This is a genomic window from Pseudomonas sp. IC_126 (genome assembly GCF_004331835.1).
Lineage (GTDB): Bacteria > Pseudomonadota > Gammaproteobacteria > Pseudomonadales > Pseudomonadaceae > Stutzerimonas.
In genome coordinates this window covers 307,032-322,883 of record NZ_SJSS01000001.1, presented here as the reverse complement: position 1 = coordinate 322,883, position 15,852 = coordinate 307,032, and the positions used below count along the sequence as shown (strand labels likewise).

Here is a 15,852-nt window from a genome sequence, read left to right as displayed (position 1 = left end):
AAACCATCACTGCAGCCCAGGGAACGACATGCCCATAGAAGATACTGAAGATCGCCGCGAATACTACCGTATCGAGGACGTGATCGCACTGGAAATCCTGTCGCTGGAACACCCAGCAACAGTCAAGGACAGCGGCGCAAACCAGCTGTTCGACCTGCTTGGCGAGCTGCACCAACTCGACTTCGAAGCGCAACATCTCCTACGTCAGATAGCCGAGGGCAACCGCACACTGGCCAACTATCTGAAGGTACAAAACAAACGCATCGACCTGATCGGCCAGGCACTGGCGCAAGACTTGGTGAAAAATCTCGCCCCAGCGCGCACGGTCGTGCTGTCGGAAGGCGGCATCAGCTTCGTAAACGATCAGCCTCTCGAAGAGGGTTCGGCCTGGATGCTCAAGCTGGTGCTGATGCCGCAGGGCCTGGGTATGTTGCTCACCGCACGCATCGCCAGCTGCCAGGCACTCGACGAGAATCGGTTTGCAATCGGTACGTCCTTCGAAGCGCTGACTGATGCACAACGGCAACTGCTCGCTCGACATATCCTTCAGAAACAGGCGACTGAACGACGCCTGGCCCGTGAGAGCCTGCAAGGAACTTGAAATGCCTCGGTTAGTGATCCCTTTCCTGACAATCGCACTCTGCATCCCGGCACATGCCGACATCATCCGTATTCCCGTTGGCCATCAGGGCTCTGCCGAGCTAGCCATGCCCATTCGGGGCGACTCCAAGAATCTGGTACTGGACCGCTTCGGTCTCGCCGACGAGGAACACCCTGCCGTGGGCCAGCCGCCCATCACGCGCTGGGATTACCGTGAATTTTCCGTCTACTTCGAGGGCAATCGGGTCATCAACAGCGTCCAGCATCATCAACGCATCACGCCGCTACAGCGAGGCATACAACCGTGACTCTGATCTACGGACATCGAGGCGCTAAGGGCGAAGCCCCGGAAAATACCTTGGTCAGTTTCCAGCAGTGCCTCGACCATGGCGTGCGTCGCTGCGAACTGGATCTGCATCTGTCCAAAGACGGCGAACTGATGGTCATCCATGACCCGACGCTCAAGCGCACCACCGGGCAGCGCGGCAAGGTCGTGGAGCACGACGCCGAAGAACTGACTCATTACGATGCACGCCAGGGTGGGCCTGGCTGGAAACACCCCTGCCCTATTCCGCGCCTGTCGGAGCTGTTCGAGAAATGCGCGTTCGACCACTGGCAGCTGGAAGTCAAAAGCGCCTCCAGAGTCCGTGCCGCACGCTCGGTGCTGGCGATCCGCGAGCTGGCCGAACGTCACGGCCTGCTTGATCGAATCACGGTCACGTCCGGATCGCGGGAAGTGTTGCGGGCGCTGAAGCGACTGACGCCGGAAATCTCTTGCGGTCTGGTGGCCGAATACGCCTGGCTCGACCCGCTGAAAGTGGCCAAGCAATACGACTGCGATCTGCTGGCACTGAAATGGACGCTATGCACACCCGAGCGGATCGCGAAAGCTCGCCAGCAAGGCGTGCACGTATCGGTCTGGACGGTGAACGAACCGGCGCTGATGCGCCGGCTCGCCGATTTTGGTGTGGACAGCCTGATTACCGACTTTCCCGGTTTGGCGGTTGAAACACTGGCCAAGCGATAAGCTGGTGTGCTTGGCGCAGAAAAACCGTCAAGCGCTCTTCCTGCTTTTACTTCCACCGTCCACCTTCCAGCTGCTTCTACCTGATCAAAAACTCTCCCGATTTGGCCAGCGCCAATTTCGGGTAACCTCTCCGACCGGCTCAGGCCACCGGTCGGAGCCGCTCAAAAAAGCCGGTTTAGTCCGTCAAATGCAGCGACGCGATAGGCTTCGGCCATGGTCGGGTAATTGAACGTGGTGTTGATGAAGTACTTGATCGTATTCGCCTCACCCGGCTGATTCATGATCGCCTGGCCGATGTGGACGATTTCCGAAGCCTGATAGCCAAAGCAATGCACGCCAAGCACCGCCAGCGTCTCGCGATGGAAGAGTATTTTCAGCATACCGACCGGTTCGGCTGAGATCTGCGCCCGCGCCATTCCTTTGAAGAACGCTTTGCCCACTTCGTAGGGGACCTTCGCCTCGGTGAGTTCACGCTCGTTCTTACCGATCGAACTGATCTCCGGAATGGTGTAGATGCCGGTCGGCACGTCATCAACGAAGCGCCAGCTGTCGTTCTCGACGATGCTGCCAGCGGCCGAACGCCCCTGGTCATACGCAGCACTGGCCAGCGAGGGCCAGCCGATCACGTCTCCAGCCGCGTAGATGTTGCCCACGTCGGTACGGTAATGCTCGTCTACTTTTATCTGCCCGCGGCTGTTGACCTTCAGACCAATGTTTTCCAACGCAAGCTTGTCGGTGTTACCGGTCCGCCCATTGCACCAAAGGAAGGCATCTGCCTTGATCTTCTTACCTGACTTGAGGTGCAGGATGACACCATTGTCAACACCCTCAACGCGCTCGTACTCCTCGTTATGGCGGATCAGCACGTTGTTGTTGCGCAGGTGATAGCTGAGCGCATCGGAGATTTCATCGTCGAGGAAGCTCAGCAACTGATCGCGATTGTCGATCAGGTCGACCAGCACACCCAGTCCACTGAAAATCGACGCATACTCGGATCCGATCACGCCGGCGCCATAAATAATCAGCCGGCGCGGTGTATGGCTCAGGGTCAGAATGGTGTCGCTGTCGTAGACGCGCGGGTGCGAGAAGTCGACGTCGGAGGGACGATAAGGGCGCGAACCGGTGGCGATGATGAACTGGCCGGCCACCAGCTTTTCCACCATGCCGTTGGCACTGACGACTTCCACCGTTTGCTCATCAGCGAAACTCGCGGTGCCGAAGAAGATGTCGATGCGGTTACGTGCGTAATAGCCGGTGCGCGAAGTCACCTGCTTGGCGATTACGCTCTCAGCACTCTTCAGTACATCGGGGAACGAAAACCAGCGCGGCTCGCCAATCTGGCGAAACAACGGATTGGTGTTGTATTGCATGATCTGCCGCACCGAATGGCGCAGCGCTTTGGAAGGGATGGTACCCAGATGGGTAGAGTTGCCACCGACGTGCGGTCTGCTATCGATTACGGCTACCTTGCGCCCCGCTTTGACCGCGTTCATCGCCGCGCCTTCGCCGGCTGGCCCCGAGCCCAATACCACTACATCGTAATTGTAGACAGCCATATTCCCCCCTGAACACGCAGCAGGAACCCTGCTGCTTTAACGAATTGGTCGACCAGCAAGATCGCTTGCGCATCGGTGCCTTGAGTCATGCGCCGAGAATCCGTGCGGCATCGACGCGAAACCCAGCACCTTGGAGTCCGATGGCTGAAGCCGGCAGTCCGATCAACGCCCACTGTCAGCGTCTGGTCGCGTCGTATGCGAGATCCGCTTCTGCACCCTGGCTCGTCTCCTTGTTGACCTCCTCGCATTTCTCGCGGCTTCCGCCGCAGATCGAGCACTCCTTCTCGATGCCAAGGTTGGCGATACCGCCACAGGAACCAGCAATGGGCTTGCGCCCCATGATCACACCGATGGACATGCCGAACACGACCAACAACATGACGAGAAAAACAATTAACCAAGTCATTGCTCTACTCCCGCACCGAACAGTTCATCGAACGCCTCGGTACTTCTGCTTACGAATTTCCGCCCTTCGCGAATGACGAAGAGCGCTGCGATTTTACGCTCTGCCGCATACGCTAACCCCCGGTCGGGACCCAACACCATGAGCACAGTAGACAAGCCATCGGCCCGCAATGTCGAGGGATCGACAACCGTTACAGCTGCCAGGTGATGATCGATAGGGAAACCGGTCTGCGGATCGAGCGTGTGGGAATAACGTTTGCCGTCACGCTCGAAATAGTTGCGATAGTCGCCGGAGGTGGAAACGGCATAGCCATCCAGCTCGATGATCCGTTGAGCGACGCGCTCATCATCATGCGGCGCTTCGATAGCGATGCGCCAAGGCGCACCGTCCGGCTTACGGCCTCGAGCCTTGAGCTCACCAGTGATTTCTACCAGATAGCTGCTAACGCCAGATGCCTCGAGCGTTCCCGCCACCTGATCCACCGCGTAGCCTGCGGCGATGCTGTTGAAATCGACCTGCACGGCCCTGATCTTGCAAAGTTGCTCGCCTTCGACCCGCAGATGCTGCTGGCCGACATCCTGTCGAACCCTGGCGATCTCTTCCGCCGACGGAACCCGCTCGCCTCGTCCCTGAGGACCAAAGCCCCAGAGGTTGAGCAGCGGCTCGATGGTGAGATCTAGAGCACCGTCGCTTTCCTCCGAAAGCCGCTGTCCTGCCATGACCAACTCGCGCACGCCGCTCGGCATGGCCATGCATTCACCGGCAGGCAAGGCATTGAAAACTTCGATATCCGAATCAGAGCGATAGGTCGACAGTTGCTTGTCGATCTCCGCCAGTATCGACTCGGTGTCACGCTGTAGCTGTGCCTTGTTGGCGGCCTGGTCGCCCGCCACGTACTTCACCGAATAGGTGCTGCCCATGGTCGGGCCGCCGAAGCTTTCCACTTTGTCCTGAAAAAGACAGCCCGTCAGGGCTGCCGCCAAGGCGGCAACGATGACGGGCTGCAATAACGCGTGGGTCATGCTAGCCGCCGAAGTCGTCGAGCAGGATATTCTCCGGTTCCACGCCCATGTCGGTAAGCATCTTAATGACCGAGGCATTCATCATCGGTGGGCCGCACATGTAGAACTCGCAATCTTCCGGCGCCGGATGATCCTTCAGATAGTTCTCAAACAGCACGTTGTGAATGAAGCCGGTCGGGCCTTCCCAGTTATCTTCAGGCTGAGGATCGGATAGAGCCAAGTGCCACTCGAAGTTTTCATTCTCGGCCTGCAGCTGATCGTACTCCTCGACGTAGAACGCTTCGCGCATGGAGCGTGCGCCATACCAGAAGGTCATCTTGCGCTTGGACTTCAAACGCTTGAGCTGATCGAAGATGTGCGAACGCATCGGTGCCATACCGGCGCCGCCGCCGATGAAGACCATTTCGGCATCGGTATCCTTGGCGAAAAACTCACCGAAGGGCCCGTAAACGGTGACCTTGTCACCCGGCTTGAGATTGAATACCCACGACGACATCTGCCCCGGTGGCAAGTGATCCTTACCCGGAGGCGGCGAAGCGATGCGGATATTGAATTTCACAAGGCCGACTTCTTCGGGATAGTTGGCCATGGAATAAGCGCGAATCACCGTTTCCTCAACCTTGGAAACGTATTTCCACTGGTTGAACTTGTCCCAGTCGCCGCGATACTCCTCTTGAATATCGAAATCCTTGTAGGCCACCGTGTGCGGTGGGCACTCCAGCTGCACGTAACCGCCGGCACGAAAGTCAACGTTCTCGCCTTCGGGCAGCTTAAGGGTCAACTCCTTGATGAACGTGGCTACGTTGGGGTTGGACTCCACCGTGCATTCCCACTTCTTCACGCCGAAGACTTCTTCCGGCACCTCGATCTTCATGTCTGCCTTGACCGGAGTCTGGCAGGACAGACGCCAGCCCTCCCCTGCCTCGCGACGGGTAAAGTGCGACTCTTCGGTGGGCAGCATCTCGCCACCACCGCTCTCGACGATGCACTTGCACTGCGCGCAGGTGCCGCCACCACCACAGGCGGACGAGAGGAAGATATTGTTCGACGCAAGGGTCTGCAACAGCTTGCCGCCGGCGGGCACGGTAATGGTGCGTTCGCCGTTGATCTCGATGTTGATATCGCCGCTGGAAACCAGCTTGGCGCGCGCCGCCAGGATGATCACCACCAGCGCAAGCACGATGGCGGTGAACATACCGATGGCGAGGAAAATTTCGTAACTCATCTGTTCATCCCGTCCTTAGAGCTGTACGCCAGAGAATGACATGAAGCCCAGCGACATCAGGCCGATGGTGATGAAGGTGATGCCCAGACCCTGCAGACCATCCGGTACATCACTGTACTTCAGCTTCTCGCGGATGCCCGCCAGCAAAGCGATGGCCAACGCCCAGGACAAGCCCGAACCAACGCCATAGACAGTACTTTCCGCCAGGTTGTAATCACGCTCGACCATGAACAAGGTGCCGCCCATGATGGCGCAGTTCACGGTGATCAGTGGCAGGAACACACCCAGCGCGTTATAGAGGCTGGGCACGTACTTATCGAGGGTCATCTCGAGAATCTGAACGATGGCCGCGATCACGCCGATGTAGCTGAGCAGGCCGAGGAAGCTCAGGTCCACTTCAGGCAAACCGGCCCACGACAGCGCACCCGCCTTGAGCAGATAGGTGTAGATCAGGTTGTTGGCCGGCACGGTGATGGCTTGGACCACGATAACCGCAATACCCAAGCCAATCGCCGTTTCCACCTTCTTCGAGATCGCGATGAAGGTACACATGCCGAGGAAGAACGCCAGGGCCATGTTCTCGATGAACACGGCACGGACGAACAGGCTGATGTAATGCTCCATTAGTAAGCCTCCTTGTTAGAGACTTGCGGCGCCATCTTGAAGGACGGCTTCTCGACCTGCTCCCTCTTCCAGGCACGGATGCCCCAAATGAATAGACCGATCAGGAAGAACGCCGAAGGAGGAAGCAGCATCATACCGTTTGGTAGATACCAGCCACCGTCGTTGACCACAGGGAAGATGGTATAGCCCATCAACTTGCCCGCACCGAACAGCTCGCGAATGATGCCAAGCGCGATCAGCATCGCGCTGTAGCCCAGACCGTTACCCAATCCGTCGAAGAACGACAACATCGGCGGGTTCTGCATGGCGAACGCCTCGGCACGTCCCATCACGATGCAGTTGGTGATGATCAGACCGACAAAGACCGACAACTGCTTTGATAGCGAGAATGCATAAGCCTTGAGCACCTGATCAACCAGGATCACCAGCGAGGCAATAATCACCATTTGCACGATCATGCGGATCGAGCTCGGGATCTGGCTTCGGATCATCGAGATGAACAGGTTGGAGAACGCAACCACAAGCGTCAGCGCGACAGACATCACTAACGCAGTATTGAGGTTGGAAGTAACCGCCAGCGCCGAGCAGATTCCGAGAATCTGCAGGCCGATGGGGTTGTTGTTGAAAATCGGATCGAACAGGACTTGCTTGATTGTAGGTTGCGACATACTCATGCCTCCCCTGCGCGCAGATTAGCGATAAAGGTGCCGAAGCCATTCTCGCCTAGCCAGAAGTGCAGCAGGTTGTTTACACCGTTGCTGGTCAGCGTTGCACCTGCCAGGCCATCGACTTGGTGATTCGCCTTCGGGCTCTGCGGATCCACGCTGCCCTTGACGATTTGCACAGCAAGGTTGCCGTTGTCATCGAACAGCTCCTTGCCGGGCCACTGACCGCGCCATATCGGATTATCGACCTCACCACCCAGGCCGGGAGTTTCGCCATGCTGGTAGAAACCAAAGCCGGCAATGGTGTCTAGATCGCCTTCGACGGCCATAAAGCCGTAGAGAGTTGACCACAGGCCGTAGCCACGAACAGGCAGAATCAGCGTATCGATCTCGCCCGCACTCTCCCCTTCAACGATATAAACGGTGCTGTAACGCTCGCGGCGCTTGATCGAGGCGATGTCCTCGTCGCTCGGTAGCGCTTCGGACAAAGCTGGATCCTTGGCAGCAACCAGCGGATCGAAAGTCGTGGCATCGAATTCATCGCTGAACTTGCCAGTTTCCAGATCGACCAGGCGGGCAACGATACGCTCGTTGAACAGCTGCTTGATCTGGTTGCCGGACATTCCAGCCTCACCCAGGCCGGCGATGGCCAGAATGCTGCGCTGTTTGTCCAGCAAGCGATTTTCCAGCTGCGTCGGGCGCAGTGCCACAGCGGCGCCCGCAACGAAAATGGAGCACACCAGGCAGACCAACAGGGCTACCGTCAGCGTACGAACGGTTGATTCTTTCTGACTAGACATTACGTGCCAGCCTCCGCTTGATATTGGCCTGAATGACAAAATGGTCAATCAGCGGTGCACACAGGTTGGCGAACAGAATCGCCAGCATCATGCCTTCCGGGAAGGCAGGGTTGACCACGCGGATCAGCACGACCATCACACCAATGAGGATGCCGAATACCCACTTTCCGGTATTGGTCATGGAGGCCGAAACCGGATCGGTCGCCATGAAAATCAGACCGAAGGCGAAACCGCCCACCACCATATGCCAGTACCAAGGCATGCCGAACAGCGGATTGGTGTCGGAACCGATCAGGTTGAACAGGTAGCTCAGCACAATCATGCCAATCATCACGCCGGAAACGATGCGCCAAGAGGCAATCTTGGTCAGCAGCAGCACCGCGCCGCCGATGAAGATCGCCAACGTGCTGGTTTCTCCGACCGAGCCATGCACGGTGCCGATGAATGCATCCATCCAAGTGATGCCGTTGCCGATGATATTCTCGATACCGCCGACGAAGCCGAGGCTGAGTGCGGTCGCACCAGAGAAACCATCCACGGATGTCCACACCGCGTCACCGGACATCTGCGCCGGATAGGCGAAGAATAGGAAAGCACGAGCGGTCAAAGCCGGGTTAAGGAAGTTCTTGCCGGTGCCGCCGAAGATTTCCTTGCCGATCACTACGCCGAAGCTGATGCCCAGCGCCACCTGCCACAGCGGGATGCTCGGCGGCAGAATCAATGCGAACAGCACCGAAGTGACGAAGAAGCCTTCGTTGACCTCATGTTTGCGAATGGATGCGAACAGCACTTCCCAGAAACCGCCGACGATGAAGGTCACCGCGTAGATCGGCAGGAAGTAGGCCGCCCCTTGGATGAAGTTATCCCACAAGCTGGTCGGATCGAAGCCGGCCAGAGCGCCGATCAGCGCGAAGCGCCAGCCTTCCTGCGCAGCCAGCAGATCGGGGCTCTGCGCGAAGATCAGGTTGGCCTGATAACCCACGTTCCACATGCCGAAGAACATCGCCGGGAAGGTGCACATCCAGACGGTGATCATCATCCGCTTGAGGTCGATGCCGTCGCGCACGTGCGCAGTGGTCTTGGTGACGCTGCCCGGACGATAGAGGAAGGTATCGGCGGCTTCGTACAGTGCGTACCACTTCTCGTACTTGCCGCCCTTTTCAAAATGATGCTCGATCTTGTCGAGGAATGCGCGAATGCCCATGCCTTACCCCTCCTTCTCGATGCGGGTCAGATTGTCCCGCAGGATCGGGCCGTATTCGTATTTGCCGGCGCAGACATAGCTGCACAGCGCCAGATCCTCTTCGTCGAGTTCCAGGCAGCCAAGCTTCTGCGCCACTTCGGTGTCGCCTACGATCAGCGAGCGCAACAATTGAGTCGGCAGGATATCGAGCGGCATCACTTCCTCGTAGTTGCCAACCGGCACCATCGCGCGCGGGCTGCCGTTGGTGGAAGTAGAGAACGCGAATTTTTTTCCGGCGTTGAGCTTGGAAATGAAGATATTGAGCACCGAGTGCTTGGTTCGTCCCAGACGCATGTAATGCAGCATCTCGCGCTCCTTGCCCTCGCGCAGGCAGGAAACCTGCTGATGGTAGCGACCGAGATAGGCGAAGGCGCCATGGGCGGTACGACCGCCAAGCAACGAACCGGAAACGACGCGATTGGCTCCCAGCTGCAGTTCGCCTGCAGTCAGTTCATCGAGGTTGGCGCCCAGACGCGTGCGCACCAGGCGCGGTTGTTCAACTACAGGACCGGCAAGCGATACCACTCGCTCGACCGACAGGCGACCGCTCGTAAATAGCGCACCTATGGCGATGACATCTTGATAGCCGATGGTCCAGACGCTTTTACTGGCGCTGACGGGATCAAGAAAGTGGATATGCGTACCAGCGAGACCCGCAGGATGCGGACCGGCAAAACTCTCGGTCTGGACCTTGGCGAGCTGCTCGCCTGGCAGCGAGGCGCCATCCGTCTTGCAAAGAAACAGCTTGCCCAGATTGCCGAGAACCTTGAGGCCAGCTTCGAAATCAGCCGCACGTTCAGCAATTATGATCGCTGGATCGGCTGCCAACGGATGGGTGTCGATTGCCGTGACGAAAATGGAATTGGGCACGGCATCGATCGCCGGCACTTTACTGTACGGACGCGTGCGCAGGGCAGCCCAGAGGCCCGACTGCTGGAGATTCTCACGAACCTGCGCATCGCTGAGCCCTTCGAGTTCGGCTGCACCGTACTGGCTGAACGTCACTTCGTCCGTTCCCTCCAAGTCGATGACCACCGACTGAAGGACACGCTTCTCACCACGATGAACTGCACTGACAACGCCGGCGCCAGGCGCCGTGAAAACGACTCCAGGCGTCTTTTTGTCCGAGAACAGAACCTGCCCCAACTTGACCCGATCACCCACCTGAACGTCCATGGTCGGTTTCATGCCCGGGTAGTCAAATCCCAAAACCGCGACGCTTCGAACGGGCCTTGCAGCCTCGATACGCTGCGCCGGCGCACCTGCAATGGGCAAATCGAGCCCACGTTTTATATTGATCATCGGTTCGCTAACCACTGATTGAAGGCTTTTTTACGAGCCTGCGACCTAGCTCAAAGTCGAATTGCACGACACGCACTGATGATTTATCAGCGCGACGCCATGCCGCAGGTCCCAAGTAGAAATCCGCCCGATTATAGAGGTCGCGGACCAAGACTGGCCACCCAAGAGCTTTCAATTTTTTGACTGCGGACAAGCGCGTCTTGTAACCAACTATTGACGCGAGCCGCTACATGGCTTGATACGGCGGAAATCTGTTTACGGTCAAAATGAAAAACGGGAGCCGAAGCTCCCGTTCATTATCTGCGCAGACTCAGCGCGGGAAGGCTGGCGGATTGACTCCTGCCATATCTTCCATGACGCGCACTACCTGGCAGCTGTAGCCGAATTCATTGTCATACCAGACATACAGCACGACGCGGTTGTCGCTACAGATGGTTGCCTCGGCATCTACAACGCCGGCATGGCGCGAGCCGACGAAATCCGTGGAAACCACTTCTTGTGAATTGACGAAGTCGATCTGCTTCTGCAAATCCGAATGCATGGCCATCTGGCGCAAGTATTCGTTGATCTCGTCGCGGTTGGTGGCCTTTTCCAGATTCAGATTCAGGATCGCCATAGAGACGTTCGGCGTCGGAACGCGGATAGCATTGCCAGTCAGCTTGCCCTTCAGCACCGGAAGCGCCTTGGCCGCCGCAGTTGCAGCGCCGGTCTCCGTGATGACCATGTTCAGCGCGGCACTACGACCACGACGACTGCCTTTATGGAAATTGTCGATCAGATTCTGGTCGTTGGTGTAAGAGTGCACGGTCTCGACGTGACCGTTGACGATACCGTACTGGTCGTTGACCGCCTTGAGCACCGGCACGATGGCGTTGGTGGTGCAGGACGCGGCGGAGACGATCTTGTCGTCATCGGTGATCTCGCCATGGTTGATGCCATGCACGATGTTCTTCAGCTCGCCCTTGCCCGGTGCAGTCAGCACTACGCGGGCAACGCCTGGGCACTGGAGGTGCTGGCCCAGGCCCGCAGCGTCACGCCAGACACCCGTGTTGTCCACCAGCAAGGCATTTTCGATACCGTACTGCGTGTAATCGACCTCTTTCGGGTCCTTGGCATAGATCACCTGGATCAGGTTGCCGTTAGCGGTGATGGTGTTGTTCTCGGCATCAATATGAATGGTGCCATCGAACGGACCATGCACCGAATCGCGGCGCAGCAGGCTGGCGCGCTTGACCAGGTCGTTCTCGGCACCCTTGCGCACGACGATGGCGCGCAGGCGCAGGCCGTCGCCAGCGCCGGTCTTTTCGATCAGGATGCGCGCCAGTAGGCGGCCGATACGGCCAAAGCCATACAGGACGACGTCGGTGCCTTTATGCAGACCCGAGGTGTTGCGCTTGCCGGCAACTTCGGCCAGCTCATCACGCACGAACTGGTCGAGGCTACGGCCGTTGCCTTCGGCCTTGAACTTGCCCACCAGTTTGCCCAGGTCCACCGAGGCGGCGCCCAGGTCCATGCTGCTCATGGTCGTGAGGATCTGATGGGTTTCGTTGACACAGAGTTCGGCTTCGTCAGCCTGGCGGTGACGAGCGAAACGATGCGCTTTGAGCAATGCGATGACCGAACGGTTGATCAACCCGCGGCCATAGATGGAAGTCACCACGTTATTGTTACGATACAGCTGACCAATCAGCGGAATCATCGCTTCGGCGAGGGCTTCTCGATCAATCCATTCACCAAGACACTGGTCGGGCTTCTGAGTCACGGGCAGTTCCTTCCAACATGTAGGGGCTGAGAAAAAGGGCTACATTATGCCGGCGCACCCTAGCGCCGGCAATCTGTGCAGCGGAAACACTGACAGCGTCCCGCTCGGATAGTTACAATCCGGGCGGTCCATTTTTCGACCGGAGTCACGTCCACTCGTGTCCGTATTGCGCCTTCCGCCCATGCCTGCCGCCAGCGGCAAGCAAACCTGGGGCAACCTTCCCGGAGCCGCGCTAAGCCTGGCCATCGCCGAATCCGCCAGCCGCGCAGAATGCTTCACCCTTCTTCTCACCGCCGACAGCCAGAGCGCCGAGCGCCTCAAGGAAGAACTGGCATTCTTCGCGCCGAGCTTGCCGGTCTTGCATTTTCCCGACTGGGAAACGCTGCCCTACGATGTGTTCTCGCCGCACCAGGACATCATCTCCCAGCGCATCGCGGCGCTCTATCAGCTGCCTGAACTGACCCACGGCGTACTGGTAGTTCCGATCACCACCGCGCTACACCGCCTCGCACCCAAGCGCTTCCTGCTGGGTTCCAGCCTTGTGCTGGATGTCGGCCAGAAGCTCGACGTCGAACAGATGCGCTCGCGGCTGGAAGCGGCGGGCTACCGCTGCGTGGATACGGTGTACGAGCATGGCGAATTCGCCGTGCGCGGCGCGCTGATCGACCTCTACCCCATGGGTAGCGCACTGCCCTATCGCATCGACCTGTTCGACGACGAGATCGAAACGCTGCGGACCTTCGACCCGGAAAACCAACGCTCCATCGAAAAGGTGGATTCGGTGCGCCTGCTGCCGGCCCGCGAGTTTCCAGTGAAAAAGGAAGCGGTCACCGGTTTCCGCGCGCGCTTCCGTGAACGCTTCGACGTGGATTTCCGGCGCTGCCCGGTCTACCAGGACCTGTCCACCGGCATCACCCCGGCGGGCATCGAGTACTACCTGCCGCTGTTCTTCGACGAAACCTCGACGCTGTTCGATTACCTGCCCGAGGACACCCAAGTGTTTTCTCTGCCTGGCATCGAGCAGGCCGCCGAGAACTTCTGGAAGGACGTACGCAACCGCTACGAAGACCGCCGCGTCGATCCCGAACGGCCTCTGCTGCCACCTGCCGAGTTGTTCATGCCGGTAGAGGATTGCTTCGCCCGTTTGAAGCTATGGCCACGCGTGGTGGCCAGCCAGGAAGACGTGGAAACCGGAATCGGCCGCGAACGCTTCCCGGCCAGTCCGCTGCCGGAGCTGGCCATTGAAGCCAAGGCCAGCGAGCCGCTGGGGGCGCTGCGGCGCTTTCTCGATGAATTCCTTGGCCGTGTACTGTTCACCGCCGAATCCGCTGGGCGCCGCGAGGTGCTGCTGGAACTGCTGGCCCGGCTGAAACTGCGCCCGCAGGAAGTTGAGGGCTGGCCGGCATTCCTTAAGAGCAAGGAACGCCTGGCGATCAGCATCGCGCCGCTGGACGAGGGCCTGCTGCTGCAACAGCCGCAACTGGCACTGATCGCCGAAAGCCCGCTGTTCGGCCAGCGCATCATGCAGCGCCGCCGTCGCGAGAAGACTCGCGATGCCGGCGAGAACGTCATCAAGAATCTCACCGAGCTGCACGAAGGCGCGCCGGTGGTGCATATCGACCACGGCGTGGGCCGCTACCAGGGCCTGATCACCCTGGAGATCGAAGGCCAGTCGGCCGAGTTCCTCCAGCTGCAGTACGCCGAGGAAGCCAAGCTCTACGTGCCCGTCGCCAGCCTGCACCTGATCGCCCGTTATACCGGCAGCGACGACGCCCTGGCACCGCTGCATCGGCTGGGTTCGGAAACCTGGCAGAAGGCCAAGCGCAAGGCCGCCGAGCAGGTCCGCGACGTCGCCGCCGAGCTGCTCGACATCTACGCCCGCCGCGCCGCCCGCGAAGGTTATGCCTTCCAGGACCCGCAGCTGGACTACGACACCTTCAGCGCCGGCTTCCCCTTCGAGGAAACCCCGGACCAGCAGGCCGCCATCGAAGCCGTGCGCAGCGACATGCTTGCGCCCAAGCCCATGGACCGGCTGATCTGCGGCGACGTCGGCTTCGGCAAGACCGAAGTGGCCATGCGCGCCGCATTCATTGCCGTCCACAGTGGCCGCCAGGTCGCCGTACTGGTGCCCACTACATTGCTCGCCCAGCAGCACTACAACAGTTTCCGCGACCGCTTCGCCGACTGGCCGGTGAAGGTCGAGGTAATGAGCCGCTTCAAATCCGCCAAGGAAATCCAGGGCGCAGTGGACCAGCTCGCCGAAGGCAAGGTGGACATCCTCATCGGCACCCACAAGCTGCTGCAGGACGACGTCAAGTTCACCAACCTGGGCCTGGTGATCATCGACGAGGAACACCGTTTCGGCGTGCGCCAGAAGGAACAGCTGAAGGCGCTGCGCAGCGAGGTGGACATCCTCACCCTCACCGCCACGCCGATCCCGCGCACGCTGAACATGGCCGTCGCCGGCATGCGCGACCTGTCGATCATCGCCACGCCGCCGGCGCGCCGGTTGTCGGTGCGCACCTTCGTCATGGAGGCCAACAACCCGACCATCAAGGAAGCCCTGCTGCGCGAGCTGCTGCGCGGTGGTCAGGTCTACTACCTGCACAACGACGTGAAGACCATCGAGAAGTGCGCCGCCGACCTCGCCGAACTGGTGCCCGAGGCGCGCATCGGTATCGGCCACGGGCAGATGCGCGAGCGCGAGTTGGAACAGGTGATGGGCGACTTCTACCACAAGCGCTTCAACGTGCTGGTGGCCTCGACCATCATCGAGACCGGCATCGACGTGCCCAGTGCCAACACCATCATCATCGAGCGCGCCGACAAGTTCGGCCTGGCCCAGCTGCACCAGCTGCGTGGCCGCGTCGGCCGCAGTCACCACCAGGCCTACGCCTATCTGCTCACCCCGCCGCGCAAGCAGATGACGCCAGACGCGGAAAAGCGCCTGGAAGCCATCGCCAACTCCCAGGATCTGGGTGCCGGTTTCGTGCTGGCCACCCACGACCTGGAAATCCGCGGCGCCGGCGAGCTGCTCGGCGACGGCCAGAGCGGGCAGATCCAGGCGGTGGGTTTCACCCTCTATATGGAAATGCTCGAACGCGCGGTCAAGGCCATCCAGAAGGGCGAACAGCCGAACCTGGACCAGCCACTGGGCGGCGGTCCGGAGATCAACCTGCGCATCCCGTCGCTGATCCCCGAGGACTACCTGCCGGACGTGCATGCGCGCCTGATCCTCTACAAGCGCATCGCCAACGCCGCCGACGAGGACGGCCTGAACGAGCTGCAGGTGGAGATGATCGATCGCTTCGGCCTGCTGCCGGACCCGGCCAAGCACCTGATCCGCCTGACGCTGCTCAAGCTGCAGGCCGAAAAGCTCGGCATCACCAAGATCGACGCTGGGCCCCAGGGCGGACGCATCGAATTCGCCGCCGATACACCGGTCGATCCGATGGCGCTGATCAAACTGATCCAGACGCAGCCCAAGCGCTACAAGTTCGAAGGCGCGACGGTGTTCAAATTCCAGGTGCCCATGGAACGACCGGAAGAACGTTTCAATACGCTGGAAGCCCTGCTCGAACGTCTGACACCGGCGGCTGGTCAGTGAGACCATTCGCCGT

General features: G+C 59.4%; 14 protein-coding genes. 4 read left to right on the top strand and 10 right to left on the bottom strand.

Features of this window, described 5'->3' with window-relative positions; translation table 11 throughout:
- The first annotated feature begins 28 nt into the window (after window positions 1-28).
- From E0D86_RS01440 to E0D86_RS01430, 3 genes are read left to right on the top strand one after another with little or no spacing between them, the layout of a single operon-like run.
- A complete protein-coding gene (locus E0D86_RS01440) occupies window positions 29-601 on the top strand; it encodes a PilZ domain-containing protein (protein ID WP_131648201.1) in 573 nt (190 codons plus the stop codon).
- A 1-nt stretch (window position 602) separates the two neighbouring features.
- Window positions 603-908 carry a phosphodiesterase gene (locus E0D86_RS01435; RefSeq protein WP_131648200.1) on the top strand — a complete coding sequence of 102 codons (306 nt, stop codon included), beginning with the start codon at window positions 603-605 and terminating at the stop codon, window positions 906-908.
- Window positions 905-1,627 (top strand): glycerophosphodiester phosphodiesterase family protein, encoded by a 723-nt coding sequence (locus E0D86_RS01430; protein ID WP_131648199.1) that lies wholly within the window; start codon window positions 905-907, stop codon window positions 1,625-1,627. Before E0D86_RS01435 ends, E0D86_RS01430 begins: the two co-directional genes overlap by 4 nt.
- 161 nt (window positions 1,628-1,788) lie before the next feature.
- Here the strand turns inward: E0D86_RS01430 and sthA are convergent, their stop codons facing one another.
- The 10 genes from sthA to E0D86_RS01380 all read right to left on the bottom strand — a co-directional run bounded on the left by sthA (window position 1,789) and on the right by E0D86_RS01380 (window position 12,232).
- Window positions 1,789-3,183: a Si-specific NAD(P)(+) transhydrogenase gene (sthA, locus tag E0D86_RS01425; protein ID WP_131648198.1), complete on the bottom strand. Its 1,395-nt coding sequence runs from the start codon at window positions 3,181-3,183 to the stop codon at window positions 1,789-1,791.
- Between the two features lie 175 nt (window positions 3,184-3,358).
- Window positions 3,359-3,589, bottom strand: coding sequence for a (Na+)-NQR maturation NqrM (gene nqrM / locus E0D86_RS01420; RefSeq protein ID WP_131648197.1), 231 nt, complete (start codon window positions 3,587-3,589; stop codon window positions 3,359-3,361).
- Window positions 3,586-4,611, bottom strand: coding sequence for an FAD:protein FMN transferase (locus E0D86_RS01415; RefSeq protein ID WP_131648196.1), 1,026 nt, complete (start codon window positions 4,609-4,611; stop codon window positions 3,586-3,588). The genes nqrM and E0D86_RS01415 overlap by 4 nt, the downstream gene beginning before the upstream one ends.
- Before the next feature lies 1 nt (window position 4,612).
- On the bottom strand, window positions 4,613-5,836 hold the full coding sequence (nqrF, locus tag E0D86_RS01410; RefSeq protein ID WP_131648195.1) for an NADH:ubiquinone reductase (Na(+)-transporting) subunit F: 1,224 nt from the start codon (window positions 5,834-5,836) through the stop codon (window positions 4,613-4,615).
- A 15-nt stretch (window positions 5,837-5,851) separates the two neighbouring features.
- Window positions 5,852-6,460: an NADH:ubiquinone reductase (Na(+)-transporting) subunit E gene (gene nqrE, locus E0D86_RS01405; RefSeq protein WP_131648194.1), complete on the bottom strand. Its 609-nt coding sequence runs from the start codon at window positions 6,458-6,460 to the stop codon at window positions 5,852-5,854.
- Window positions 6,460-7,134 carry an NADH:ubiquinone reductase (Na(+)-transporting) subunit D gene (locus tag E0D86_RS01400; protein WP_177493019.1) on the bottom strand — a complete coding sequence of 225 codons (675 nt, stop codon included), beginning with the start codon at window positions 7,132-7,134 and terminating at the stop codon, window positions 6,460-6,462. Before E0D86_RS01400 ends, nqrE begins: the two co-directional genes overlap by 1 nt.
- The gene (locus E0D86_RS01395; RefSeq protein ID WP_131648192.1) at window positions 7,131-7,925 is read right to left on the bottom strand and encodes a Na(+)-translocating NADH-quinone reductase subunit C; all 795 of its coding nucleotides are present in this window, start codon (window positions 7,923-7,925) and stop codon (window positions 7,131-7,133) included. The genes E0D86_RS01400 and E0D86_RS01395 overlap by 4 nt, the downstream gene beginning before the upstream one ends.
- A complete protein-coding gene (locus E0D86_RS01390; RefSeq protein ID WP_131648191.1) occupies window positions 7,918-9,129 on the bottom strand; it encodes an NADH:ubiquinone reductase (Na(+)-transporting) subunit B in 1,212 nt (403 codons plus the stop codon). The genes E0D86_RS01395 and E0D86_RS01390 overlap by 8 nt, the downstream gene beginning before the upstream one ends.
- A 3-nt stretch (window positions 9,130-9,132) precedes the next feature.
- Window positions 9,133-10,470 (bottom strand): Na(+)-translocating NADH-quinone reductase subunit A, encoded by a 1,338-nt coding sequence (locus tag E0D86_RS01385; RefSeq protein WP_131648190.1) that lies wholly within the window; start codon window positions 10,468-10,470, stop codon window positions 9,133-9,135.
- Between the two features lie 310 nt (window positions 10,471-10,780).
- Window positions 10,781-12,232, bottom strand: a complete 1,452-nt coding sequence (locus tag E0D86_RS01380; protein WP_131648189.1) for a glyceraldehyde-3-phosphate dehydrogenase — start codon at window positions 12,230-12,232, stop codon at window positions 10,781-10,783.
- 157 nt (window positions 12,233-12,389) lie between these two features.
- Between E0D86_RS01380 and mfd the strand changes: the two genes are divergently transcribed.
- Window positions 12,390-15,839, top strand: a complete 3,450-nt coding sequence (gene mfd, locus E0D86_RS01375; RefSeq protein WP_131648188.1) for a transcription-repair coupling factor — start codon at window positions 12,390-12,392, stop codon at window positions 15,837-15,839.
- Window positions 15,840-15,852 lie beyond the last annotated feature (13 nt).

Bases quoted from the DNA above. Each gene is read 5' to 3' on its own strand.
- nqrF (WP_131648195.1), bottom strand. From the start codon at position 5,836: ATGAGTTACGAAATTTTCCTCGCCATCGGTATGTTCACCGCCATCGTG.
- nqrE (WP_131648194.1), bottom strand. From the start codon at position 6,460: ATGGAGCATTACATCAGCCTGTTCGTCCGTGCCGTGTTCATCGAGAAC.
- E0D86_RS01400 (WP_177493019.1), bottom strand. From the start codon at position 7,134: ATGAGTATGTCGCAACCTACAATCAAGCAAGTCCTGTTCGATCCGATT.
- E0D86_RS01435 (WP_131648200.1), top strand. From the start codon at position 603: ATGCCTCGGTTAGTGATCCCTTTCCTGACAATCGCACTCTGCATCCCG.
- sthA (WP_131648198.1), bottom strand. From the start codon at position 3,183: ATGGCTGTCTACAATTACGATGTAGTGGTATTGGGCTCGGGGCCAGCC.
- E0D86_RS01390 (WP_131648191.1), bottom strand. From the start codon at position 9,129: ATGGGCATTCGCGCATTCCTCGACAAGATCGAGCATCATTTTGAAAAG.
- E0D86_RS01415 (WP_131648196.1), bottom strand. From the start codon at position 4,611: ATGACCCACGCGTTATTGCAGCCCGTCATCGTTGCCGCCTTGGCGGCA.
- E0D86_RS01395 (WP_131648192.1), bottom strand. From the start codon at position 7,925: ATGTCTAGTCAGAAAGAATCAACCGTTCGTACGCTGACGGTAGCCCTG.
- nqrM (WP_131648197.1), bottom strand. From the start codon at position 3,589: ATGACTTGGTTAATTGTTTTTCTCGTCATGTTGTTGGTCGTGTTCGGC.
- E0D86_RS01440 (WP_131648201.1), top strand. From the start codon at position 29: ATGCCCATAGAAGATACTGAAGATCGCCGCGAATACTACCGTATCGAG.
- E0D86_RS01385 (WP_131648190.1), bottom strand. From the start codon at position 10,470: ATGATCAATATAAAACGTGGGCTCGATTTGCCCATTGCAGGTGCGCCG.